General features: G+C 42.0%; 25 protein-coding genes and 1 pseudogene. 15 read left to right on the top strand and 11 right to left on the bottom strand.

Going from position 1 to position 24,286, the window contains the following annotated elements:
* Positions 1-126 precede the first annotated feature (126 nt).
* A complete protein-coding gene (locus IM500_RS01645; protein WP_002798842.1) occupies positions 127-624 on the top strand; it encodes a DUF29 domain-containing protein in 498 nt (165 codons plus the stop codon).
* Positions 625-859: 235 nt separating this feature from the next.
* Here the strand turns inward: IM500_RS01645 and IM500_RS01640 are convergent, their stop codons facing one another.
* The 3 genes from IM500_RS01640 to IM500_RS01630 form a co-directional block, all read right to left on the bottom strand.
* Entirely contained in the window at positions 860-1,273 is a 414-nt protein-coding gene (locus tag IM500_RS01640) for a toll/interleukin-1 receptor domain-containing protein (RefSeq protein ID WP_002745372.1), read from the bottom strand.
* 56 nt (positions 1,274-1,329) lie between these two features.
* On the bottom strand, positions 1,330-1,773 hold the full coding sequence (locus IM500_RS01635) for a toll/interleukin-1 receptor domain-containing protein (RefSeq protein WP_002735722.1): 444 nt from the start codon (positions 1,771-1,773) through the stop codon (positions 1,330-1,332).
* A 105-nt stretch (positions 1,774-1,878) separates the two neighbouring features.
* A complete protein-coding gene (locus IM500_RS01630; protein ID WP_002798843.1) occupies positions 1,879-2,187 on the bottom strand; it encodes a hypothetical protein in 309 nt (102 codons plus the stop codon).
* Between the two features lie 321 nt (positions 2,188-2,508).
* Here IM500_RS01630 and IM500_RS01625 point away from each other — a divergent pair, with 321 nt between their 5' ends.
* The 4 genes from IM500_RS01625 to IM500_RS01610 all read left to right on the top strand — a co-directional run bounded on the left by IM500_RS01625 (position 2,509) and on the right by IM500_RS01610 (position 5,390).
* Complete coding sequence (locus IM500_RS01625; RefSeq protein ID WP_272081756.1) at positions 2,509-2,859, top strand: DUF433 domain-containing protein; 351 nt, start codon at positions 2,509-2,511, stop codon at positions 2,857-2,859.
* Positions 2,837-3,199 (top strand): DUF5615 family PIN-like protein, encoded by a 363-nt coding sequence (locus tag IM500_RS01620; RefSeq protein ID WP_002798845.1) that lies wholly within the window; start codon positions 2,837-2,839, stop codon positions 3,197-3,199. The genes IM500_RS01625 and IM500_RS01620 overlap by 23 nt, the downstream gene beginning before the upstream one ends.
* A 236-nt stretch (positions 3,200-3,435) precedes the next feature.
* Complete coding sequence (locus tag IM500_RS01615; protein ID WP_287737501.1) at positions 3,436-4,056, top strand: type I restriction endonuclease; 621 nt, start codon at positions 3,436-3,438, stop codon at positions 4,054-4,056.
* A gap of 203 nt (positions 4,057-4,259) precedes the next feature.
* Complete coding sequence (locus tag IM500_RS01610; protein WP_287737500.1) at positions 4,260-5,390, top strand: SpoIID/LytB domain-containing protein; 1,131 nt, start codon at positions 4,260-4,262, stop codon at positions 5,388-5,390.
* On the opposite strand, the gene IM500_RS01605 is transcribed toward IM500_RS01610, so the two are convergent.
* Positions 5,387-5,560, bottom strand: coding sequence for a hypothetical protein (locus IM500_RS01605; RefSeq protein ID WP_287737498.1), 174 nt, complete (start codon positions 5,558-5,560; stop codon positions 5,387-5,389). The two genes, IM500_RS01610 and IM500_RS01605, sit on opposite strands and share 4 nt — an antisense overlap.
* 62 nt (positions 5,561-5,622) lie before the next feature.
* Here IM500_RS01605 and metH point away from each other — a divergent pair, with 62 nt between their 5' ends.
* Positions 5,623-9,186: a methionine synthase gene (metH, locus tag IM500_RS01600; RefSeq protein WP_287737496.1), complete on the top strand. Its 3,564-nt coding sequence runs from the start codon at positions 5,623-5,625 to the stop codon at positions 9,184-9,186.
* 113 nt (positions 9,187-9,299) lie between these two features.
* On the opposite strand, the gene IM500_RS01595 is transcribed toward metH, so the two are convergent.
* Positions 9,300-9,986, bottom strand: a complete 687-nt coding sequence (locus IM500_RS01595) for a hypothetical protein (protein WP_287733315.1) — start codon at positions 9,984-9,986, stop codon at positions 9,300-9,302.
* A 196-nt stretch (positions 9,987-10,182) separates the two neighbouring features.
* Between IM500_RS01595 and hisD the strand changes: the two genes are divergently transcribed.
* Positions 10,183-11,487, top strand: a complete 1,305-nt coding sequence (gene hisD, locus IM500_RS01590) for a histidinol dehydrogenase (protein WP_079207808.1) — start codon at positions 10,183-10,185, stop codon at positions 11,485-11,487.
* 271 nt (positions 11,488-11,758) lie between these two features.
* On the opposite strand, the gene IM500_RS01585 is transcribed toward hisD, so the two are convergent.
* Positions 11,759-12,163: a type II toxin-antitoxin system VapC family toxin gene (locus tag IM500_RS01585; RefSeq protein WP_287737494.1), complete on the bottom strand. Its 405-nt coding sequence runs from the start codon at positions 12,161-12,163 to the stop codon at positions 11,759-11,761.
* Positions 12,160-12,384 (bottom strand): AbrB/MazE/SpoVT family DNA-binding domain-containing protein, encoded by a 225-nt coding sequence (locus IM500_RS01580; RefSeq protein WP_223212298.1) that lies wholly within the window; start codon positions 12,382-12,384, stop codon positions 12,160-12,162. The genes IM500_RS01585 and IM500_RS01580 overlap by 4 nt, the downstream gene beginning before the upstream one ends.
* Before the next feature lie 153 nt (positions 12,385-12,537).
* Here IM500_RS01580 and IM500_RS01575 point away from each other — a divergent pair, with 153 nt between their 5' ends.
* Complete coding sequence (locus tag IM500_RS01575) at positions 12,538-12,873, top strand: excalibur calcium-binding domain-containing protein (RefSeq protein ID WP_190720880.1); 336 nt, start codon at positions 12,538-12,540, stop codon at positions 12,871-12,873.
* 51 nt (positions 12,874-12,924) lie between these two features.
* Here the strand turns inward: IM500_RS01575 and IM500_RS01570 are convergent, their stop codons facing one another.
* A complete protein-coding gene (locus tag IM500_RS01570) occupies positions 12,925-13,998 on the bottom strand; it encodes a Gfo/Idh/MocA family protein (RefSeq protein ID WP_002791832.1) in 1,074 nt (357 codons plus the stop codon).
* Between the two features lie 216 nt (positions 13,999-14,214).
* Between IM500_RS01570 and IM500_RS01565 the strand changes: the two genes are divergently transcribed.
* Complete coding sequence (locus IM500_RS01565; RefSeq protein WP_190720882.1) at positions 14,215-14,787, top strand: shikimate kinase; 573 nt, start codon at positions 14,215-14,217, stop codon at positions 14,785-14,787.
* Positions 14,787-15,107 carry a cupin domain-containing protein gene (locus IM500_RS01560; protein WP_004266823.1) on the top strand — a complete coding sequence of 107 codons (321 nt, stop codon included), beginning with the start codon at positions 14,787-14,789 and terminating at the stop codon, positions 15,105-15,107. The genes IM500_RS01565 and IM500_RS01560 overlap by 1 nt, the downstream gene beginning before the upstream one ends.
* Before the next feature lie 17 nt (positions 15,108-15,124).
* Here IM500_RS01560 and hemW read toward each other — a convergent pair whose 3' ends face one another.
* Positions 15,125-16,297: a radical SAM family heme chaperone HemW gene (hemW, locus tag IM500_RS01555; RefSeq protein WP_190720885.1), complete on the bottom strand. Its 1,173-nt coding sequence runs from the start codon at positions 16,295-16,297 to the stop codon at positions 15,125-15,127.
* A gap of 877 nt (positions 16,298-17,174) precedes the next feature.
* Here hemW and hemJ point away from each other — a divergent pair.
* The 3 genes from hemJ to nusB all read left to right on the top strand — a co-directional run bounded on the left by hemJ (position 17,175) and on the right by nusB (position 20,481).
* On the top strand, positions 17,175-17,762 hold the full coding sequence (gene hemJ, locus IM500_RS01550) for a protoporphyrinogen oxidase HemJ (RefSeq protein WP_079207816.1): 588 nt from the start codon (positions 17,175-17,177) through the stop codon (positions 17,760-17,762).
* Positions 17,763-18,208: 446 nt separating this feature from the next.
* Positions 18,209-19,672 (top strand): DNA phosphorothioation system restriction enzyme, encoded by a 1,464-nt coding sequence (locus IM500_RS01545; RefSeq protein ID WP_190723442.1) that lies wholly within the window; start codon positions 18,209-18,211, stop codon positions 19,670-19,672.
* Positions 19,673-19,827: 155 nt separating this feature from the next.
* On the top strand, positions 19,828-20,481 hold the full coding sequence (gene nusB, locus IM500_RS01540; RefSeq protein WP_002796775.1) for a transcription antitermination factor NusB: 654 nt from the start codon (positions 19,828-19,830) through the stop codon (positions 20,479-20,481).
* Between the two features lie 18 nt (positions 20,482-20,499).
* Here nusB and IM500_RS01535 read toward each other — a convergent pair whose 3' ends face one another.
* Both IM500_RS01535 and gloA read right to left on the bottom strand, forming a co-directional pair.
* Positions 20,500-20,973: a CYTH domain-containing protein gene (locus IM500_RS01535; RefSeq protein WP_287737491.1), complete on the bottom strand. Its 474-nt coding sequence runs from the start codon at positions 20,971-20,973 to the stop codon at positions 20,500-20,502.
* A gap of 10 nt (positions 20,974-20,983) precedes the next feature.
* Entirely contained in the window at positions 20,984-21,394 is a 411-nt protein-coding gene (gene gloA / locus IM500_RS01530; RefSeq protein WP_190723447.1) for a lactoylglutathione lyase, read from the bottom strand.
* 232 nt (positions 21,395-21,626) lie between these two features.
* Between gloA and IM500_RS01525 the strand changes: the two are divergent.
* Positions 21,627-22,056: pseudogene (locus IM500_RS01525) on the top strand (RNA-guided endonuclease TnpB family protein); the annotation flags it as partial.
* A 755-nt stretch (positions 22,057-22,811) separates the two neighbouring features.
* Positions 22,812-24,059, top strand: coding sequence for a PulJ/GspJ family protein (locus IM500_RS01515; RefSeq protein WP_287737511.1), 1,248 nt, complete (start codon positions 22,812-22,814; stop codon positions 24,057-24,059).
* Positions 24,060-24,286: the final 227 nt, after the last annotated feature.

The raw sequence follows: 24,286 nt of genomic DNA, 5'->3' as shown, positions 1-24,286 counted from the left end.
GAGAAAGGCCAGGGGAGAGGTCAATAATTAAGAACCCAATGCGATCACACTATCTGGTAAAGATCAAGTATAATAATAAATATAAAGACCAAATTATTCATCTACCGTTAACTTAATGAAAGCCAAATGAACTTATTAAAACAATCGGACATTCAAGAAAATCCCACAACACTTTACGAACAAGATCTTCAGTTGTGGATTGAGCAAACTATTCATCAATTACAGAATCGACAGTTTGAACAACTGGATATAGAAAACTTAATTGAGGAGTTAAAAGATTTGGGTAAGTCAGAGAAACGCGCCTTAGAGAGCAACTTAATGGTCTTGTTGATTCACTTACTCAAATTAAAGATACAGCATGATGCTCCTGAGACAATGAAAGCAAGTTGGTATAATTCAGTAGATGAGCATCGCCAGCGCGTTCAAGATGATTTACTTAAGACTCCCTCTCTTAAATCTTATCTCTTAATCTCCATCACACAAGCCTATTCCAGCGCTCGTAAAGTCGCCATCAAACAGGGTAAACGCGCTCAATTTGGTATTCGTATTCCCCAAGAAAGTGAGTATCCCCTCGCTTGTCCTTTCACACCTGAACAGATTCTAAATGAGGACTTTTACGGATAAAAACGAAAGTAAACATTATCAATAATAAAACCATGAAACCAGAATAAGTACCTAAGCAAAATTAATTACACATATCTAACCACCTCTTGCCTCTTGCCTATCTTCACTAGGAAATTAATTTTGCACGACTACTTATCAACCATGAAAACAGGTGATATTGTTTTAATGATTAAATTATCATTGAACCCTAACGCACCATCTTCATAAAATTGGTTTGTTACGCTACAAACTACTACTAAATATAGATATAACCCAAGCCAAAGACACGAAGCAAATCTCGGCATCCTTCTTCAAAATTATCATTAAAATTAATAATTTGGAAGCTAGGTAAGACCCAAGAAAGTTTTGTATATTCACAAGGTTGATAGAGAATTGGCAAAATTTTATCTTCAAAACGCTGATCCTGTAAAGTAAAAATTAGTTCTCGCTTTACCCACATAGAATCGACCGCATCAGGAGAGAGAACGATAATAAACCAATCACATCGCCTCAAAGCTTTCCCAATTTCATCATGCCATTGCTGTGCGCCTAAAATATTAGTTTCACTATACCAAACGGGAACTCCATGACGGCGTAATTCATTGGCCAAATGAGAGACAAACTCTCGATTTTTGCTAGAATGGGAAAGAAAAGCTTCTTGGGGAATCATCTCATACCTATAGTTAAAATTAGACAAAGCATAGCTTGGGATGAGACAAGCCAAATCTAAAAGTGGTGTATCTCATGAGTCAGTCCGTCGGAGCTTGTCGTATTTTTAAGTGCCTGTGTAATTTCTTTCAATTCTTGATTGTCTTGTTCAAGATTAGGGACGAAAATCATTGGAAATTTTTTGAGAATCCAAGGAATATGTTCTAGGTTTGAATTATCTGAGGAAGAGACAATAACAGGAATGATACGACCTTGATACTTTTCTTCTCCAATTGCATAACTAATATCAGAAACAACATTAAAAGGCTTCAGTGATTCTGGTGTTAATAAGACTATCATTGCTTCAGATTCTTGTAAGGCTTTACCTATGTTATTAGCCCAGTTTTCCCCGGGTAACATTTCAGCAGCATCCCAAACTTGAAAGCCATCTTCTTTGAGAGAATCAGCAACTCTCTTAGCTAACTTAGCCTCAGTAAAGGCATGACTAATAAAAACTTTCATATTCTTTCTAGCTTCCTCGATATTTAAATTAATTCAACTGATTTATTCATAATCTGCTGACAATTTACTAAGAGTATAGCGTTTTTAGTCGCTAGAGAAACTCATTTACTCCTCGACTTCATCAGGAATAGATTCAGCTAACTTAAGCATAGCGCCTAAATCGACTGTTTCTTCAGCGAAATTTCCTGTGCGGGCTTCTGCGAGTCCCCGTTTGAGCGACTCGCGGACCCTAGGATTCTGAAAAGCCCATAGTTCTCCCCCCAGAATCGCCACCATGGGAACCAAAAGAAGCTCCCCGCTTGCATTCATCAGTATTCGATAGTGACGGTTGCTACATTCAGTCCCAAGGCTAATCCGTCCGCAAGCATCAGCCTGAATATCTTCTTTAATGAGCGAAAAATTCTGATACTCCATCACGTCTCCTCCTCTCTTCATATACTTATTCTAGATAAGTTACCCAATTTGGGCAATAGGGTTATGTCCATTTAGCTCCTCACTATCTAAAGAAAACAGGTTAAACTTGTTCGGGCGAGAGCCTTGACAACAAACCCAGTTTGTAGTCGAAGCTCTCTTCGCTAAATTCTCTCCCCTTTCCTTGTAGGATAGGGTTCAGGGGAGAGGTCAATAATTAAGAACCCAATGTGATCGCACTATTCGGCAACGATCAAGTATAATTAAGATAACAATTTTACTTAAAAAATAAAGTTAAGTTTGAATCTTCAATTAGGATAACTCATGCAACTCGAAGACTATTTTAATTTTCTTGCCCCTAACGATATCCGACTAAAAGAAACCCGCATCGGTATTGAAACCATTTTATACGATTTTATTTACCAAGCGAGAACTCCCGAAGAAATTGCCAATACTTATCCGTCTTTAACCCTCGAACAGGTATATGCGACGATTCTTTATTATCTTCATGAAAAAGAAAAAGTGAGCCAATATATCGCCGACTGGCTAGAATGGGGGCGAAAAATGCGAGAAGAACAGCGAAAAAATCCTCCGCCTGTGGTTGAACGACTGAGAAAATTGAAAGCTGAAATAACAGCCAAGCAGAAAGCTAATGACACTGAAATATTTAATTGATGAAAATGTTAATTCGGTGTATCCTCAACAATTGCGTCGCCGAGAACCAGAAATCATTGTTCGAGTAGTTGGTGAACCAGATACACCAAAATTAGGTACATTAGATCCAGAAATTTTGATTTGGTGTGAGGTAATGGGTTTTATTTTAGTGACAAATAATCGTGCCTCTATGCCCGTTCATTTAATAGCTCACTTCAGGCAAAATCGTCATGTTCCTGGAATTTTTATTCTCAATCAAGATTTAAGTGTTGGTGATAATTTGTTAGAATTAATTGTAATTGCTAAAGGCTCTTTTGACAATGAATATGAAAACCAAATTATTCATTTACCGTTAACCTGATCAAATTGAAATAATCTTATTAAAATAACTAAGAATCCCAATTCACGATCGCTACGAACCCGGTTTGATGAGGAGATTTTCGTTGCTGTGGCTGATATTTTGAGGATTGGGATTGAGGAGGTGCGGGGTTTGCTGGAGGGTTAGGATGGGTTTTGGGCGTAGGGATTGTTTGGGCGCAGGGTGCGTGTTTGCGGCTATCAATTCAGTTAACGTAAGTCTTAATTAAGGTGGTAAATATGGTTCAAATTTTACAAGCAAAAGAAGTCACTCTCAGAGATTTAATTAATCATTTTCAACTACAGTTTATAGAAGATGAGCATTTTTTTGGGGAATGGCAGCAAGACCTAGAAGCAATCTCTGAACAAGAAAAAGAATTGTTAGATAAAATCAAAACAGGTTATTTTAACTTATTAAATTATCCTCCCTTTTTAGAAACTTCGGTGAGGATGACGGTTTTAGACCCATTATTATTTATTGGTAACTTTTATCTATTTCCCTTTCAGATTAAAGCAGAAGAGTCCGTTGAAATTATTACAGAAGATCAAGATTTAATAATTAAAGGAAGGTTAGATACTTTAATTCTAAAAGAGCAATTATGGGTAATGATTATTGAATCAAAACGGGTTATTTATTCCGTTGAAGCAGGTTTACCGCAATTATTAGCTTATTTAATGGCCAATCCTCATCCCAACCGTCCTAATTATGGAATGTTGACCAATGGTTCCGAGTTTTTATTTGTTAAATTATTATGGGACGGTAAACCTTTATACGGAACCTCTCGTTTATTTGCCATGAGAAATCCGGGGGATTTATATGAGGTTCTCAAAATCCTTAAACATCTCTGTCAACTAATTTGAGTATCAAGATAATCAGTACCTACAAAATCATTACTCTCCTATTTCCCTCTGTTGTATAATTTGCTCTGAAAGGAACAAATCAGAGGCATAAATAAAAATTATCAGGATTTTTTCGGCTTTTCTTGACTATTTCAGCCTTATTTGTCCTAACAAGCTCAAGAATACGAGATTTTTTCTCTAGAATTGCCCAGCCTGAGAGGGGAATGATAAAGTTAGATAAGAAAATTAAAGATGGTGTGATTAAAGTGAAATTTGCTGCTAGTACCTATTTTTCCCTGCTGCGTCATTGTGCCGTTCCTTTGTTGTCGATCGCCACTTTTACGCCAATTCTCTTAACTTATTTAGCCAAGGAAAAACCAGAAACCCCGCAACCGCAGGCAAATCTAGAGACTGCTGCCTTTCCTTCCCCTATTATCCCATCTCCGATCGCACCCTTAACCGCGCCATCGCCGAAACTAGAGCCCTCTCCCCAATCTTCCCCCTTGGCGCCGAAAAAATTAGCACCATCGGCCCATACTGCCCCTAATACTGCCCCTAATACTGCCCCTAATACTGCGGTTAAACCGGTAACTAGACAACCCTTAGTGGTTCCCGCTAATTATACGCCGCCAGCCATAGAAATTCGCGTGGCGATCAAAAGGGATGTGGCCAGTGTTTTGATTGGAGTTAACGGACCTGCGGTGATCACTGATCGCCAAGGTCGTGGTTTAAAAACGATTGCCACTAACGAGGGTTTACCGGTCATTGCCAGTGCCAAGGGCTTAAAAATGGGCGATTTATCGCTGCCAGAGGTGATTTTTGTGCAGCCCACCAGTGCCGATGGTTTAGTTTATGTGGATGATAGTTGGTATCGGGGCAAAATCCTCCTTGTCGCCCAAGGCGATCGCTTGTTAGTGGTCAATCATGTTAATTTAGAGGCCTATCTCTATAGTGTGGTGGGTAGTGAAATGCACTCCACCGCGCCAATGCACGCTTTAAAGGCACAAGCGATCGCCGCTCGTTCCTACGCCCTAGTACATATAATCCGCCCCGCTAATGCTTGGTTTCATCTGGGCAATAGCCAACGCTGGCAGGTATATAAAGGCATTCGCTCGGAGTATCAATCGACTCACCAAGCGGTTAATGCCACTGCTGGGCAGATTCTCAGCTATAAAGGGGGTGTAGTCGAGTCTCTTTATGCTGCCACCGATGAAATTGTCGCTTGGGCCCACGGTGGTCGCGGTATGAGTCAAACTGGGGCTTATAAATTAGCGGAAAAAGGCCTAGATTATCAACAAATTCTCGGTAATTATTATCCCGGAGTTGGTTTAGCCCGTCTAGTTCTACAAAATTAGATGGATTGGCTTTCTCGATCGCTGGTGCTAGGCTGTTGACTATCTAAATTACTTGTTAAGACTGTATGGGAGCGCCGGAGCCGGGAGAATTGCCAGATTCTGTCTTTTGCCTGTTGCCTCTTGCCTTCAGAAGCTGATAACTGATCACTGATCACTGAAATGCCGACCATAGCAGATTTCTAGTAACCGTATTACAATAAACTTTCAAAATGCTATAGCAGTAAATCTCTCTATGAATAGCCCCTTTCTCGACTACCTCAACGGCCCCAAGCATCCCGTCCTCGTCTTTGATGGGGCGATGGGAACTTCCCTACAAAGCCAAAATCTGACGGCCGAGGACTTTGGTGGGGCAGAATACGAAGGGTGTAACGAGTATCTTGTCCATACTAAACCTAGCGCCGTAGCGAAAGTCCACGAAGCCTTTTTAGCCGTGGGTGCGGATGTGATTGAAACCGACACCTTTGGGGGAACCTCGATAGTTTTAGCCGAGTACGATTTAGCCGATCAAGCCTATTATCTCAACAAAAGCGCCGCCGAACTGGCCAAAGCTTGCGCTAATAAATACTCTACCCCCGAAAAACCCCGTTTTGTGGCGGGTTCCATGGGGCCGGGGACAAAACTGCCCACTTTGGGTCATATTGACTTTGATACGCTCAAAAATGCCTATGTGGAACAGGTAGAGGGTCTGTACGATGGCGGGGCAGATTTATTATTAGTAGAAACCTGTCAGGATGTCCTGCAAATTAAAGCGGCTTTAAATGCTATTGAAGAAGTATTTCAGCAAAAAGGTCAACGATTGCCCCTCATGGTTTCAGTGACGATGGAAACCATGGGAACGATGTTAGTAGGAACGGAAATTAACGCCGTTGTCTCTATTTTACAACCCTATAAAATCGATATTTTGGGACTTAACTGCGCCACTGGTCCCGATTTAATGAAACCCCATATTAAATATCTCTCGGAAAATTCCCCTTTTATTGTTTCTTGTATTCCTAACGCTGGTTTACCGGAAAATGTCGGCGGTCAAGCGCATTATCGCCTCACTCCCGTAGAATTAAAAATGGCTTTAATGCACTTTATCGAAGATTTGGGAGTACAAATTATCGGCGGTTGTTGTGGTACTCGTCCCGACCATATCCAAGCTTTAGCGGAACTAAGTCAGGGGTTAACTCCGAAATCTCGTCATTATCATTATGAACCCTCCGCCGCTTCTATTTATAGTACCCAACCCTATATTCAAGATAATTCTTTCCTTATTGTCGGGGAAAAATTAAACGCCAGTGGTTCTAAAAAATGTCGGGAACTTCTCAATGCTGAAGACTGGGATAGTTTAGTATCGATGGCGAAAGCGCAGGTAAAAGAAGGGGCGCATATTCTCGATGTCAACGTCGATTATGTGGGCCGGGATGGGGTGCGCGATATGCACCAATTAGCCTCTCGTTTAGTTAATAATGTCACCCTACCTTTAATGTTAGATTCCACCGAATGGGAAAAAATGGAAGCGGGGTTAAAAGTAGCGGGGGGTAAATGTATCCTCAACTCTACTAACTACGAAGACGGGGAACCGCGTTTTTATCAAGTCTTGGATTTAGCGAAAAAATACGGCGCAGGGGTAGTAATTGGAACCATTGATGAAGAAGGAATGGGACGCACTGCCGAGAAAAAATTCCAGATAGCTAAACGGGCCTATTATGCGGCGATAGAATACGGAATTCCTCCCTACGAAATCTTTTTTGATCCTCTAGCTTTACCGATTTCTACCGGTATCGAAGAAGACCGAGAAAATGGCAAGGCTACCATCGAAGCAATGGGACGAATTCGCCAAGAATTGCCAGAATGTCACATTCTTTTAGGTGTGTCTAATATCTCCTTTGGCTTGAATCCGGCAGCGCGTCAGGTATTAAATTCCGTCTTCCTCAACGAAGCGATGCAGGTGGGGATGGATGGGGCAATCGTCAGCGCTAATAAAATTCTTCCTCTGGCAAAAATTGAACCAGAATATCAGCAAATTTGTCGAGATTTAATCTATGATAATCGTCGTTTTGATGGCGATATATGTGTTTATGATCCCCTAACCAAATTAACCGAATTATTTGCGGGTAAAACCACTAAAAAAGACCCCTCTAGTAATGCTAATTTACCTGTGGAGGAACGCTTAAAACAGCATATTATTGATGGGGAAAGATTGGGACTGGAAGAAGCTTTAAAGCAAGCTTTACAGGACTATCCACCCCTAGATATTATTAATATTTTCCTCCTGGATGGGATGAAGGTAGTGGGTGAGTTATTTGGTTCAGGACAAATGCAGTTACCTTTTGTTCTCCAATCTGCCCAAACTATGAAAGCAGCTGTTGCTTTTTTAGAACCCTTTATGGAGAAAAAAGAGGGGGATAATAATGCCAAAGGGACTTTTATTATCGCAACAGTTAAAGGGGATGTTCACGATATTGGTAAAAATTTAGTTGATATTATCTTGACAAATAACGGCTATAAGGTGATTAATTTGGGCATTAAACAACCCGTAGAAAATATCATCGAAGCCTACAAAGAACATAAAGCCGATTGTATCGCTATGAGCGGTTTATTGGTGAAATCAACGGCTTTTATGAAGGAAAATCTAGAGGTTTTTAACGAAAAAGGAATCACCGTTCCCGTTATCCTTGGCGGGGCAGCTTTAACTCCCAAATTTGTCCATGATGACTGTCAAAAAACCTACAAGGGACAGGTTATCTATGGTAAAGATGCCTTCTCTGACCTGCATTTTATGGATAAATTAATGCCCGCTAAAGCTGGGGGTCAATGGGATGATAGCAAAGGCTTTTTAGCGGAGTGTGCCGAGACAGAAAAAACCCCGGTTGTCGCAGAAGAATTAGAGGTTAATCCCGATACTATTTTTACCGATGGCACCCTGGACAAAGAATTAGTTATTGATACCCGTCGTTCGGAAGCGGTGGAAGTTAATATTCCCCGACCAACACCGCCCTTCTGGGGTACTAAAATATTAACAGCAGCAGAAATTCCCATCGAGGAGGTTTTCTGGTATTTAGACCTACAAGCTTTATTTGTCGGTCAATGGCAATTCCGCAAACCCAAAAGCCAATCGAAGCAGGAATACGACCAGTTTTTACAGGAAAAAGTTCATCCAATTCTGGCAGCATGGAAAGAGAAAATTGTCAAGGAAAATTTACTAAACCCCACATTAATTTATGGTTATTTTCCCTGTCAGTCGTCCGGTAATTCCCTGTTAATTTACGATCCCGAATCGATAGAAGCGGGCGAAAAACCCGAAAATCTGCAACCGATCGCCATTTTTGAGTTTCCTCGCCAGAAATCCGCTCGTCGTCTCTGTATTGCTGACTTTTTCGCCCCGCAGGAATCCGGTATGATCGACGTTTTCCCGATGCAAGCGGTGACAGTGGGGGAAATCGCCACGGAATACGCTAAATCTCTCTTTGATGCCAACCAATACACCGAATACCTCTATTATCACGGCATGGCTGTCCAAACCGCCGAAGCCATGGCCGAATGGACCCACACCCGCATCCGTCGCGAGTTAGGTTTCGCAGAGTTCGATCCCGATAATATCCGCGATATACTGCAACAGCGTTACCAGGGTTCTCGCTATAGTTTCGGCTATCCCGCTTGTCCCAATATTCAGGATCAATACAAGCAACTAGCTCTGTTAGGATGCGATCGCATTGGGATGTCTATGGACGAAAGCGAACAATTGTACCCAGAACAATCCACCACCGCCATTATCACCTATCACCCCACCGCTAAATACTTTAGTACCTAATCAGTTATCAGTGATCAGTTATCAGTTATCAGGTGTGAGTTTTTATCGGTAAAACCCCACACCCCACACCCCACACCCCACACCCAGGAAAAACTTTTTGCCGCAAACCCCAATTAGGGCAGCCATTCCAGTAAAATTCCTAGGGAGCTATCTTTACGGGCGCGGGAATTTTGGGCTTGAATATCGGCGGCTAAACGTAAATTAGAGGTAATCGCATAACCAACCGAAAGAGTAGTCAATCCCACCTCGTTAGCACCCCCCGGTGAGATAAAACTCTGACTGACGGTGATATCTGCTGCCCCCGTGCGAGAAAGGGCTAATTTGAGCTTTAATCCTAAGTTAAGCCCATCGGTGCTGTAATTTTCTGTCTGAATGTAACGATAGCCCACCATGGGAGCCAGATTGACATAATCACCCAAAGGGAGGAGATAGTATTGTAAATTGGCTCCTATTGCCGTCCTTTTGCCGTTAAAAGCCGTCTGATAATCGCCGCTTAGGGTTAAACTGGTTTGACCGAAAAACACATCTTCTACCCCCAAAATCACGCCACTGGAATTATCGCTAGAAGGAAACTCTGCATATCCTAAACGGATACGAGTGCGAAAACTAGGATCGCGGCGAATATCTTCGGCGATATCGGGTATTTTTTCTAACCAACGCTCTAAAACCGGGCTTTCTTGCCGAATTTTCGGGTCTAGGTCTAACTCCGTTTCTGCCCACACCGGACCAATCGCCCCCCATAATAAACCAAGAGCGATCGCATTTATAGAACAGCAAGAGAGCTTAAACATGATCTGCATTATACCCAAGGAGGCAGGGGGCGGTCGGCAAGAGGCAAGAGAAAGAATCTGGCAATAAAGCTTTTAGCTTAACAAATTACTGGTTACTGTTTACTGATCACTGAAAAGCCGGCACTCCCCCAAAGGTTACAATAAAAATAAAGATTCAGATTCCCCGTTATTCTTGAGAGGACGGGGGGCAGTAGGAGCAGCAATAGTGGTTAGAATATTAAAACTTTCGCAATTAAGTAGCGCGGAACGGGCAAAACTTCAGAAAAGAGCCGAGTTAGATATTGATAACGCCCTCAAAGTCGCTCAAACGGTCATAGAAACCATCCGCGAACGGGGGGATGCCGGCGTTGTGGACTATGTGCGGCGTTTTGACTACGAAGGTGCGACGGTAGAAAATATCAAAGTCAGCGAGGCAGAATTTGAGCGGGCTTTTCAGTTAATTGAACCGGAAGTAAAAACTGCCATTGAACAGGCTTTCCGGAATATTCAAGAGGTACATCGTCGCCAAATGCCGGAAGAAACACTACTGGCAGAAATTGAAACCGGTGTCTTTGCCGGCGAAAAAATCTCTCCTATCCCCAATGTGGGTTTATACGTTCCCCGGGGCCGCGGTGCTTTTCCCTCGATGATGTTAATGTTAGCCATCCCGGCAATGGTGGCAGGAGTGGAAAGAGTTGTCGTTTGCACTCCCCCCGATAAACAGGGCAACGTCGAACCCGTTTCTCTGGTGGCGGCGCAGATGGCTGGAGTCAGAGAAATTTATAAATTAGGGGGCGTACAAGCGATCGCCGCTTTGGCTTTGGGAACAAAAAATATCAAAAGGGTTGACAAAATTACCGGTCCGTGCAGCGTCTATGGGGCGGCGGCCAAACGGTTACTGTTCGGTACTGTGGATGTGGGTTTGCCGGCCGGTCCAAGTGAGTCGATAGTTTTGGCCGATGAGTCCACCGATGCCCGTTTAGCGGCCTTGGATTTATTAATTGAAGCGGAACACGGGGCGGATTCGGCGGCTTTATTAGTCACCCACTGTGAAGATTTAGCGATCGCTGCTAGTGAATATGCACAGGAATACCTGCAAAAACTCCCGGATTGGCGACGGGAATTCTGTGAGGCGGGTTTAGCCGCCTATGGGGGCATAATTTTAACCGATAGTTTGCAGCAATCCCTCGATTTTGTCAATGAGTACGCCCCGGAACATCTAGAGGTTTTAGTTAGTAATCCTTTTGCCATTCTGGGCAAGATTAAAAATGCTGGCGAAATTCTCCTGGGAAATCATACTCCTTCCTCTATGGCTACCTACGCCATCGGAGTCAATGCTGTGCTGCCGACGGGAAGTTTTGCCCGTTCCTATTCGGCGGTTTCGGTTTATGATTTTCTCAAGCGCTCTACTTTGGCTTATGTCACCCCTGAAGGCTTTGAAAAGTTAAAAGAAACCACGAAAACTTTAGCCGAGTACGAAGGTTTTCCCGCCCATAAATTAGCAATTCAACACAGGGAAATTTTACTCTAAATACAGGGAATAGGAAACGGGGAATAACTTAGATATGTAGGCAAGCTTATTTTTTAAATTCAGAACGTAGGTTGGGTTGAAGCATGAAACCCAACGCCCGCATGGGTTACGCTACCGCTAACCCATCCTACAAATAATTGTGCCTCCCTACTTAAAACACCTGAAGAAATTGCCAAAACTTACTCATCTTTGAGCTTAGAACAAGTTTATGCAATAATTTTGTACTATTTGCATGAGCAAGAAAAAATAACCAATTATTTAACCGAATTGTCTAAGGTGTAATCAGCAAGACTGAGGGAAAGTAAGTTCGGTAGCGGTTGACATCTCTCGTTAGTAGGGGCATGGCAGTGACAGCAGCGTGAGCGCCGATGTAGAAATCCGGTAAGGGAGAACGTCGCTCACCTCCACGACGACGATATTCCAAAAAGCTTTGTCCTGCTAAAAAAGCTGCAGTATATGGTAAAGAATCTCGGCGAAAGAAGTCTTCTGGTAGGGCTGCTTCCACCTCCTCGGGTTGATTAAACCCGATTGAGATTTCTGCATAAATAATTGGGTTAATCACTAAATTTCCTTGCTCCGCATAGTTTGTGAGCATTTGAGCCGACCACTCAAACCATTGCGGGTCTTCGGTTACAACATCAAGAATGACGTTGCTATCCACCAGAATGTCGGTCATGAGTCACGGGTCGCTTGCATGATGTCGTTGGTTGTTAGACGGCTAGTTGCTTTGCCACGGATAGCGGCAATCAGTTGCTTTCCCCGGCTTAGGGTTCTAGGCTTGCGAATTTGCAAGATATCCCCAATCACTTCCAGCTGGATTTCTGTACCGGGTAACAACCCAAGCTTTTCTTGAATATCAGGGGGAATAGTGATTTGTCCGTTAGGGCTAATTTTCATGGTGTTTTTCTGCATATACTAACAAATAATCGGAAGAGTCAGTGCCACTGGCTGCTTGACCCCCCCCAAACGTTTACCTGGGAATAACTCTGATTTATTATCCTGTATCCTATTTGGTACTATGATAAGAGCAGAGAATCAGGCAAGCATTTTATGAAAAAAGTAATTGTTATTTTAATTCTGTCTTTTCTGAGCGAACAAATATCAATAAAATCACCAATTTCTGGCAATCAAACCCTCAATAATTTAGCCGTAGCTAACAACAATAATCGTCCCACTCCCCAGAAAAAACCTAGTCCTTCTCCACAGTTTCGGTGCGATGGTAGAACTCACTGTTCCCAGATGACCTCCTGTGCAGAAGCGACTTTTTTCTTGAGAAATTGCCCCAATGTCAAAATGGATGGAGACGCTGATGGAGTTCCCTGTGAAAGTCAATGGTGTGGAAAAAAATCCTCAGAAAAATGTTGGGAAAGTTCTCAAAATAACTAATTTTGGTTCCTCACCCCAATTCTCTCACTTAAAGAATCGGGGTAGAAACAATTAAGAAGCAGTAATCACGGGAGAATTAAGATATTGATAATTCCAGTCCGATTGTTGCCAAACGCGACCATCAAGGGCAATTTGTTCGATTAAACTAGCTAATCGTAAAGCTTTTAAAGCTTGTTCCCCACCGACAGAAGGTTGGTCCCCACCGCGCACACAATGAACAAAATGTTCTAATTCCGCGTGTAGAGGTTCAATATTGCTGGTATAAACTTTTTCAATTAAACCATCTTGACGGTAGAGAACTTGACCGTAATCGGTGCTATAGTTAGCGGTGGTTTGCCGGTGAATGAGGATTTCATTGTTGAGAAAATCCGCTTCCGTGAGAGAATTTTTACAGTGGGCCGCTAAACGGCGAATCTTGCGATGAGTCACCTTACTAGCGGTTAAATTAGCCACTACTCCATTACTAAAACCAAGGGTTGCAGTGACATAATCGAGATAACCGGAATCAGTGGCAGCGCGACTACCACTAGCGGTTAATTTCACCACGGGAGCGGCGACTAATTCTAAAATTAAATCTATATCGTGGATCATTAAATCTAACACCACCGACACATCATTAGCGCGTTGGGAATAGGGACTCATGCGATGGGATTCAATCGCTAAAATTTCCTCGGTTTTCAAGACCTTCGATAACTCTTGGAAAGCGGGATTAAAACGCTCGATATGACCCACTTGCAGAATACAATCGTGATCGGCTGCCGCATTGACTAAAGATTCCGCTTCACTAATACTAGCGGCGATCGGTTTCTCGATCAAGGTATGTACTCCCCCTTGCAGACAGTCCATCCCGACTCGATGGTGTAACCGCGTGGGGACAGCGATACAAACCGCATCTACCCTAGGTAAGAGATCTAAATAATTTTCAAAAAAACGGACTCGGTATTTACTGGCAGTTTCCAGTCCCTTTTCGACGTTGACATCGGCCACCCCGACGAATTCCACGTCTTTTAATAAACTCAGGATGCGACTATGGTGTTGTCCCATGTTACCGACCCCGATAACCCCGACTTTAATCGGTTTGAGTTGATTTCTGTTACCCGGAAAGTTTGCTGGTTGATTGGACATGAATTTTAGACTCCTGTGTTCACACTCCCCACACCACTTGATTAGATTAATCAAGCTGATTTTGTCGATTAATTACCAAGATGGTATCATGGTTATCCAGATTCTGACACGATGTCGGTGTCAATGGGGGTTCTGAGAAGATTTTCTGATTCCATCTGCGGGTTTTTACTCCTAAATGCTTATCAAAAAATCATCCCTGAGTAGCGAGGACTACATATGGACAATTCAACGGATTTTAACTCCTTACGGGGATTAAGTGTTTTTTTGCTAGGAATGATGGGGGCCGGCAAATCCACCCTGGGAGAGTTGCTTTCCCGACGGTTACAATATCGTTTTTTTGATACAGATATATTAATAGAAAGGGTCGCAGGAAAGAAAATCAGGGAAATTTTTGCCGACGAGGGAGAAGCGACTTTTCGGGAGTTAGAAACCCAAGTTTTAGCCGAATTATCCTCTCTGACTAAAACTGTGATTGCCACCGGGGGAGGGATGGTTTTAAAACCGATGAATTGGAGTTATCTTCGTCACGGTTTAATGATTTGGTTAGATGTTCCCCTAGAAATCTTGGTTAAACGTTTAAAACAAGATACCTCTCGTCCCCTGCTGGAGTCCACTGATTTAGAAAGTAAACTGGAATTATTATTAGAACAAAGACGAGGACTTTATGCAGAAGCAGATCTTCGGATTGTTGTTTCTGACCTAGATACACCTGCTCATATCGTTGAGAAAATTTTAACAGCAATACCGACGGTGATTAAAGATTTTCATCCAGAAAGGGATCATAACTAATGATAGCAGCTTCAATTTTTGATTTACCTGAACTAATTCCCGACCGAGAAATTCTGGAAATTTTGGCCCAAAGTCAGGCTATTCGTCTGGAAAGAATTATTTCCACTGGTCAAACCACTCCCCGGGGTCAATGGTACGATCAATCTGAGTTTGAATGGGTGATTTTATTACAGGGATTCGCTGAGATTAGTTATGAAGATGGCAGCCAAGTTAATCTGCAAGCGGGGGATTATCTGCTGATTCCTCCTCACCAAAAACATCGCGTCGAATTTACTAGCAATAATCCCCCTTGTATTTGGTTAGCTATCCATTATCGCTAGTAAAATATAGTTTCTAACTATTGCCAGCGATCGAATAAATCGGTTAAAACTAGATTAGAAAACAAAAAACCTTCGGGGTCGCTTAATCTGACCCTGCTATCCCCCTCAATTATTACTAAATTACGCTGTTTATGCGGCTCTAAGACCTCTAAAATTGCTTTTTTGATTTCCGAACCAAAATTAGCTTCAATGGCAGGTAAACTCACCCCTGACCCTAACCTTAACCCTAGCATTAAGGTTTCGAGAAGATCATCAATCAAACTATTTTTCTCCACGTCAATCTGACAGCCTTCTTTTACCCAAGCGAAATAGTCGCGACTTTTGCGCGGACGGGTAAAACGTTGTTGATGAAGATAACTAGCAGCCCCCATACCAAAACCGTAATAGGGACGATTTTCCCAGTAAACTCGATTATGTCGGCATTGATAACCCGGTTTGGCATAGTTAGAAATCTCGTAATGTTGATAACCGGCTAAAGTTAGTTTTTCACCGGCTAAAACATACATTTTTGCGGTGGTTTCATCATCGGGTAAGGGTGTTTTCCCCGGTTGATACTGTTTACCGAAAGGAGTAACCGCTTCTAAGACCAAATCGTAACAGGAAAGATGGGCCGGTTGCAGTTCGATCGCTTTTTCTAGGGAATTTTCCCAATCTGTCAGGGTTTGTTGTGGCAATCCCGAAATCAAATCCAAACTATAGTTAACTATTCCCAATCCCTGAATTAATTCCACTGCCTGATAGATATCCTTAACAGTATGCGATCGACCAGAAACCTGTAATAATGGTTCTTGAAAAGCCTGTACTCCTAAACTAACCCGATTGACTCCCGCGCTAAGATAACCCTGTAATTGTTCTAAACTAAAGGTAGCCGGATCGATCTCCATAGAAATCTCTATATCGGCGGCAAAATCAAACTTTTTGGCTAAAGTATCCAGAATTGCTCCTAATAATTCCACAGGTAACAGGGAAGGAGTCCCCCCCCCAAAAAAAATTGTTTCTAGGGGTTTCCCCGTCCCCTGACTAAGGCTAATTTCTTCTTGTAATATTTCCACATACTCCACCACAGGGGGAAAAGTCGCCGGATTGGTGCGATTACCAAGGACAAAAATCGGGAAATCACAGTAAAAACAGCGCCGACGACAGAAGGGAATATGAATATAAACCGAGGTTACGGGGTCAAAATAGGGCATTACAGCAGTTATCAGTGAACAGTAATCAGTAATCAGTGAACTCATAAGCTGTTCGTAATTTAAATTGCTTGTTGAGACGAGGCAAGAGGCACTCTTGCAAAAGGCAACAGTAAAGGGATTGGGGGAGATTCGGCTAATCTAAGAATAAGCGATTTAAATACGTCTTAGCTTACAGCCCTTCCCGTCAAGGTGAGGTACAGACTAACCCTTGCTAATCAAGTATTTTAGATGCAAGAACGAACCTCATCTATCTGAGAAACGCTGTAACTCGTATCTGATCACTACTCGCAGCTAGAAATACGCTAGACCCTATCATACTTTGTGCTTTTTGTCAAAAAAACTTTTTTTTTGCAATAAAACTACACAAAAAAAAGATCATCGTTGTGGGTGAAATTGACTCATTTACCTGTCTTAATTAGGATGACCTTCTAGGTGTGGTAAGGGTTTCAACCGTTGCTGCCCAAAAAAGTACCAAGCAACCCATTATGAAATTCTATCAAATCGCTGTAACTATCATAACATCGTTGTTAAATAAAAATCTTTCTCAATTAATTCTTAAGAATTTGTAAATATTGCGGAATGTTAATTTAAATATTCTCAAGTTTTTGGAGTCAATAAATAATTTTTGCTTATCTTTGTCCAACATTGGGTTAGGAGTCAGGAGTCAGGAGATAGGGTGATAGGGATTTAGGGGTTTAGGGAAATTTCAGCCAAATGCTCTCCACTACCCCACTACCCCACTACCCCACTACCCAATTCATAATTCCCACTCTCGCCAACCCCTATTTTCCGTCTAAACTTTTGTATAGGGATAGTCTGGGAAAGTATGGATAACTCTTAGACTAAGTAATTCGGGACTCACATCACAATATAGACTATGGCTTACTATTGGTTTAAAGCATTTCACCTGATTGGGGTAGTTGTTTGGTTTGCGGGACTATTTTATTTGGTACGTTTGTTTGTCTATCACGCGGAGGCAGCAACAGAAACGGAACCCGCACAAGCTATTCTGAAAGCACAATACGAGATCATGGAGAAGCGACTCTACAATATCATTACCACACCGGGGATGATTGTCACCGTGGCCATGGCGATCGGTTTAATCTCCACAGAACCGGAAATTTTAAAATCGGGATGGTTACATATTAAATTATCCTTTGTGGCTCTTTTACTGCTCTATCATTTCTACTGTGGTCGCATCATGAAAAAGCTAGAAAAAGGGGAATGTAATTGGACGGGACAGCAATTTCGGGCGTTAAATGAAGCACCAACCCTGTTATTGGTAGTTATTGTCCTTTTGGCAGTATTTAAGAATCAATTACCCCTCGATTTGACCACTTGGTTAATTGTAGCTTTAGTGGTATTAATGGCGGTGACAATCCAACTTTATGCTAAAAAACGTCGCAAAGATCAAGAAAAACTTCGGCAAAATACTCCCCAAAAAGAAGAAGTAGCGACCAGGTAAATTATCTCAATCATTCCCTAGGTTTCTAGGATAACAGTTAAGAGTGGTTTGACAGCTGTGGGATGGTCTTTTTAGTCCATCCCAATTGTATAGGTAGCAACGTTTAGCTTTTAGCTTTTTGGCTTTTTGCTATTTTTGAGCTTATACAAAAACTATTTTTAATAGTGTGATGAACTTCCAAGCTATGGATTGTTTCTCCCTACTCCGGCGCTCCGCTGCTCCCCTATATAGTCATTTCAATTAAGATTGAGAAGATCAATCCCAGAGTTCCTAAGGACTTTGTCGGTCTAGACTGTATCAGACTTATCTGAAATGACTATACCTTTTAAACAGGATTTAGTATAAACCTCTTGCGAACAGCAAACCCTAAATAAAAACAATCTCCTGACGACCGAATCCTGACGACCGAATCCTAACAACAATTTTTGATTTTTACAAGAGGTCCTATGAATAGTTGCTGGATAGATTGGGAAAAAATAACTAGAGATTTTATCAGTTCCCGCAAGCTCAGACAAGTTGCTGAATTGCGAGGATTCTATCGAGTTAATCCCTCTGGTATTCCTAGAATTCCCCCCGATTTAGAATTGAGAGACTACCAAAATACAGCGATTATCAGTTGGTTTCGTAATCGGGGACGGGGAACTTTAAAAATGGCCACCGGCAGCGGTAAAACTATTACTGCTTTAGCTATTGCCATGGAACTTTACCAAGCGATAGAACTGCAAGTATTATTAGTAATTTGCCCCTATCGTCACCTAGTCAATCAATGGCAACGAGAAGCGGAAAAATTTAATCTTAAACCGATTTTAGCCTACGAAAGTGTCCATACATGGCAAAGTCAACTAGCCACAGAATTATATAATGTGCAAGCGGGTAATCAAAAATTTGTCACTATTTTAACTACTAACTCAACTTTTATTAGCGAGGGGTTTCAATCACAAATAAAATTTTTTCCCGATAAAACTTTAATCGTTGGTGATGAAGCACATAATTTAGGTTCCCCCCGATTAGAAGAATTATTACCCCGTTCTTTAGGTCTAAGATTGGCTCTATCCGCTACTCCTGAAAGATATTTTGATGAGGAAGGAACCGACGCTATTCTTGATTATTTTGGACAAATTCTACAACCAGAATTTACCTTAGCTGATGCTATTAGTAAAGGAGCTTTAGTCAATTATTTTTATTATCCAGTCTTGGTTGAGTTAACCGACGGTGAGGCTTTATTATACGCAAAATTAACCCAAAGAATCGGCTGGACTTTGCAGAAAAATAGTAATTTCAATGCTAATGAAAACCTCACCGCTTTGTTAATGCAAAGGTCACGATTAGTTGGTTCAGCAAGTAATAAATTACAGGCTTTACAACAACTGATGCAAGAGCGTTTAGATACGGATCATACTTTATTTTACTGTGGGGATGGTTATGTGGAAAATTATACTGCTAATTATCGTCGTCAAGTAGAGGCAGTTACTCATTTATTAGGCAATCAATTAGGTTATCGAGTTGCCACCTACACCGCAGAAACTTCCCTAGAAGAACGAGAAAAAATTCGCCAACAATTTGAGGAGGGTTATCTACAAGGATTAGTGGCAATTAGATGTTTAGATGAGGGAGTAGATCTGCCATCAATTCAAAACGCAGTCATTCTGGCTAGTAGTGGTAATCCTCGACAATTTATTCAGCGTCGCGGGCGAATATTGCGACCCCATCCCGATAAAAAACAGGCCACTTTATTTGATATGATTGTTATGCCACCGACCTTAGATCGAGAAACTTGGGAAGTAGAAAGAAATTTATTACGCAAGGAATTAAAACGCTTTCTAGAGTTTGCCCAATTAGCTATTAATGCTCAAGAAGCTGAGACTAAATTAGGGGAGATTCAAGATAGATATTGTCTTTTGTCTAATTAAAACCTGAAAAATTAAATCTTGGCAGCTTTTATGCTAGAATAGAAGTCAGTCAAGAATTGATCTGAAAGTCAAGATTGATCGCCGAGAAAAATTAACCCAACCGAATAGCGATCAATAAAGTTGTCTAATTTTCTTTCCTCTACTTCTAAACTTCTATGTCTCCCCGTCAACAACCCCGCCGCATTGCTCGAGAACTTGCCCTTTTGAGTTTAAGTCAGATTAAAGGCAATCCTGAAAACCTAGAACAGCAAACTTTAAACGATTTAATTTTAGTCGCGGTTAGAACCTTAACCCTGGAAATTCAAGAAACCTTAGAAACCGCCGCCGCCGAAATTAGTCGTGGTAATGAACGGATTCTCGCTAGTGATACTAAGGCGACAAATCTAAAAAGCGCCCAAACCATGGTAAAAGAAGCGATTTCTCTTACTCACAATGCCATTAATCGTTTAGGAACCGTGATAGATTTTCCCGAAATTGTCCAGTTATCTAGTCAGTACGAAGTGCGGGAATATGCCCTAGAATTAATCGGTACAGTCTATCGTCGTCGTGCGGAAATCGAACAGGAATTAACCGGCGCTTTAGTGGATTGGCAACTACATCGTTTACCAAGAATCGATCGGGATATCCTCCAAATTGCCGTGGCAGAAATGCTCTATCTCGATCTACCTCAAAAAGTAGCGATTAATGAAGCAATCGAATTAGCAAAACGTTATTCTGATGATGAAGGTTATCGCTTTATTAATGGCGTTCTCCGACGGGTAACGAATAAGCTAAACGAATCAGAAAAAGCCGTATCCACCCAGAGTTAACCACGAAAGAAATTCATACTACAATGACCACATTTTATAGGGATATTCCTGTAAATTGATATTGTAGTATCGCTCATCTCCCGTGACTTCTTCGCCGATCCAATCAGGAATAGTAATGACTTGATCCTCTTGTTCTAACTCAATTTCAGCCATAATCAAACCTTGATTATCCCCTAAAAATTCATCAACTTCCCAAGTTAAATTATCCAGAGAAATGCGATGACGAATCTTTTCAATTAAAGGTTTCTTACAGAGGTTTTCTAACATGAGCGCCGCATCTTCTAGGGGAATTGCATACTCGAATTCCAGCCGACTAATGCCCTCAGTCTTGCCTTTAATGGTTAAATAACCCCGATCTCCAACTACACGAACTCGCACAGTTGTCAATCCCTCTTGGGTAGGAATATATCCCTGACGATACAACTTGCCGGTCGCAAGCGATCGCCAAGAATCCCCTTTAACCAGAAACTTCCGTTCAATTTCAACAGTCATAAGCTTTTGATTAAGCCGTAGCCACGGCAGTACCTTGGGTTCCTAGTTGAATTAACTCGATCTTGTAACCATTAGGATCTTCCACGAAAGCAATCACCGTAGAACCGTGTTTCATCGGGCCCGGTTCCCGGGTGACATTGCCACCAAGAACTTTAATTTTCTCACAGGTGCTATAGATATCATCCACGCCCAGGGCAATATGACCGTAAGCATTACCGACTTCATAGCGATCGACTCCCCAATTATAGGTCAGTTCGATGACAGCATGATTAGCCTCATCGCCATAACCGACGAAAGCGAGGGTAAATTGACCATTGGGATAGTCTTTCTGGCGCAGTAACTTCATTCCTAGCACATCGCAGTAAAATTGTAGAGATTCCTGCAAGTTATTGACCCGGAGCATGGTGTGTAAGAGACGCATGATTATTTTTAGATGATATCGATCGAAAAATTACTTATCCTTGATTGTAACCAGTCCTTGTGCCTTCTTATCTCCTTGAGGCTCAACAATTATACTAATACAAATGTACGGAAAACTCACCTGTAAAATCACTTACCTTAAATGTCGGATGAATACCCCCGCTAAATTTTTCGACAAGACATCAACCTTTGCGGGGGATGAGAGCCGACCAGGATATTAACCGCGAAGCACGATGTTAAAAAACGGGACACCAGAACAATACCAGAGACTAGATGAAGCAATTAGGACATCTCAGTTTGTGCGTAACTCTTGTGTTCGTTATTGGATGGACAATAAGGGTACAACCCGTAATGATCTCCAAAAGCTTTGTGCTGTACTAGCTAACAATAAAGAGACCCCTTGGGTTAATAAATTAAACTCTCAGGCTCGTCAATCGGCTGCGGATAGAGCCTGGCAATCAATTACTAGGTTTTACCAGAATTGTCGATGCCCAGATACCAGGGAAAAAGGGGTTTCCTCGGTTCAAAAAGCCTAGCCGTTCGGTTGAATACAAACTAACAGGCTACCAACTATCTGATGAGGGACGTAAAATCAAGTTCAGCGATGGTTTTAAAGCAGGAGAATTTGATTTATGGTGTAGTCAAGGGACATTAGTTTATTGGTTCTTCCGAACTTACACTGTAGAAAATTCCTCAAGCTCCCTCTCTGCCTGGCAATGCTCTAAAGTTGATAAATATCAATTTAACAAAAACTCAAAGCCTTAGTATACAAGCTTGACAAGCATGAGTTATTGATAGTTTTACATGACAGGTTCGGTAGAGCCAGTTTCGCTTTTACTTTTGGTATTCTGATGGGAGAATGAAACAGCCCTAGGGGCAAGGGGGGGGGGAGAGTCCGACCTCTGGGTGTTTAATGGAGACATTGAGAATCTAAGCTGTCTCGTCGAAGCACGGAATTTACGATAGTGATAGGTCAAGAATCCCCCGTCACAGCGTAGCTTGACGGTGGGAGTATGTCAATCATCCTTGATTGTAACCAGTCCTTGTGCCTTCTTATATCCTTGAGGGTCAACAATTATACTAATACAAGTGTACAAACTCACCTGTAAAATCACTTACTCCCCAAAGCGATTAATAGCTGTGAACAAAATCACATTTTTGGCCATACCTAAATCACTATCTAGAGGATTTTCTCGGTCTATTGTGTAGTTAGCGGTGAAGTTAGTTAGGTCAAGACATTTTTGATCGGGAGTTTTCTGGGGAAATTGTCAAGGAAGTAGGTAGTAGTAAATTTTCACTGGTTTCCGAAAACCCTTTTCGACTTGATTGACCGATAGTTTAATAAAATCTCTGTGACTGCAATAAATGTTAAATATTTAGGCAAGTATATGAAATGGGAATCGGGACAGGTTAAAGCTATGCGTTTTTATTTAGAGTACATCAATCACTTGGGTCGTTTGCAGAAAAAATCCGCTCATCGTCGTCTGCAAGCGGGTTTCACGATTACAGAAGTCTTACTGGCAGGTTTGATGATGCTGATTGCCGTCTTGGTGGCCGGAAATGGCCTGATTAACCTGCTCAGAAGTAACTATCGAGCCAATGCCGATAGTGAAATCCGGAATAATCTTAATCGTACTCTAGAGTTTGTTTCAGATGAAGTGAGACGAGCAAGAATTATCGCTAATTCTGAAACAAAGATCACGAGTACTAAAGTACCCGAAGGAGCGAAAGCAGTTCTTGCTTTCCAAATTCCCGACCCCAACAATCCCAGTCAGGCTCCGCTCAATGAACAGATCGTTTACTATACCCAAAACAGTCAGACTGAAGATAGCTTGACCGGTCTAGTCTTGTGGCGCTATGGTCCAAACTTGGACGCTAATGGCAACTACACCACCCCCGCAAATGTAAAGGTTCCTTGGCAACATTCCCCCGTCACCGATATGTTAGCAGAGACTGTTAATGACCCCAACTGTCCTACGGATTTTAACCTAATCGTCGCCCCTAGCAGTACTGTGGACGGTTTTTTTGCCTGTGTTCACGAGGATGGTAATCAAGTGATTTTGAATGCCAACGCTCAGGTAAACCTCACTACTGGAGATACCGATAAAGATAAAGTTAAATACTCTGTCAGCACCAGCGTTTTCCCCAGAGTTATCTGTGAATCATCTTTATATTGCCTCGGAAGCCCCACCTCTACTACCACCTCTACTACCACCCCTACTACCACCCCTACTACCACCCCTACTACCACCCCTACTCCTCCTTTTTATCAGAAACCTGGTGGCGGGGCTATCAAACCAACTCTACCCATCGTTACCGTGCCGGCAACTGTTACAGCTGAAGTTATTACAGGAGGAACTTGTAAATTCAGTTCTTCCTGCGGTGTTGTTACTGCACCTGACCAATATTTGCCCGGGAAACCGGAAGGAGCTTTCGGTTCACCTGTTCTGGCAGATGCTGGAGATGGCATTATGGTTTCTGTGAATGGGTTGCGTAATGTCTATGAAAACGCTCAAGATCAAACCGTAGACGTATATACCTCTAATAGCAGCAATTTACCTACAAACATCGATCCCCTTACTAATAACCAAATTTTATTCGTGTTTACGACTACAACGACTCCACCAACCTCCTATCAGATTTTAGTAACCATTGTACCCAAGTAGCTAAACTTATGGCAATAAGCTGAAACCTTGATGTTATCCTAGTTAGGGTTTGCGGCAAAAAGCTTTTCGGTGGTGGCAGGGTGTGGCCCCCCCCAACCCCCTAGGGCTGTTTCATTCTCCCATCAGAATATCAAAAGTAAAAGCGATCACTATCAGGTAAAATGAGAAGTGACCGCCAACCTTTCAAATATATGTTGAGCTTAATAGAAAAACTGAAACAAGTCAAG

The sequence above is a fragment of the Microcystis sp. M179S2 genome, from assembly GCF_020245805.1.
GTDB lineage: Bacteria > Cyanobacteriota > Cyanobacteriia > Cyanobacteriales > Microcystaceae > Microcystis > Microcystis aeruginosa.
This window is presented reverse-complemented; position numbering and strand designations above follow the sequence as displayed.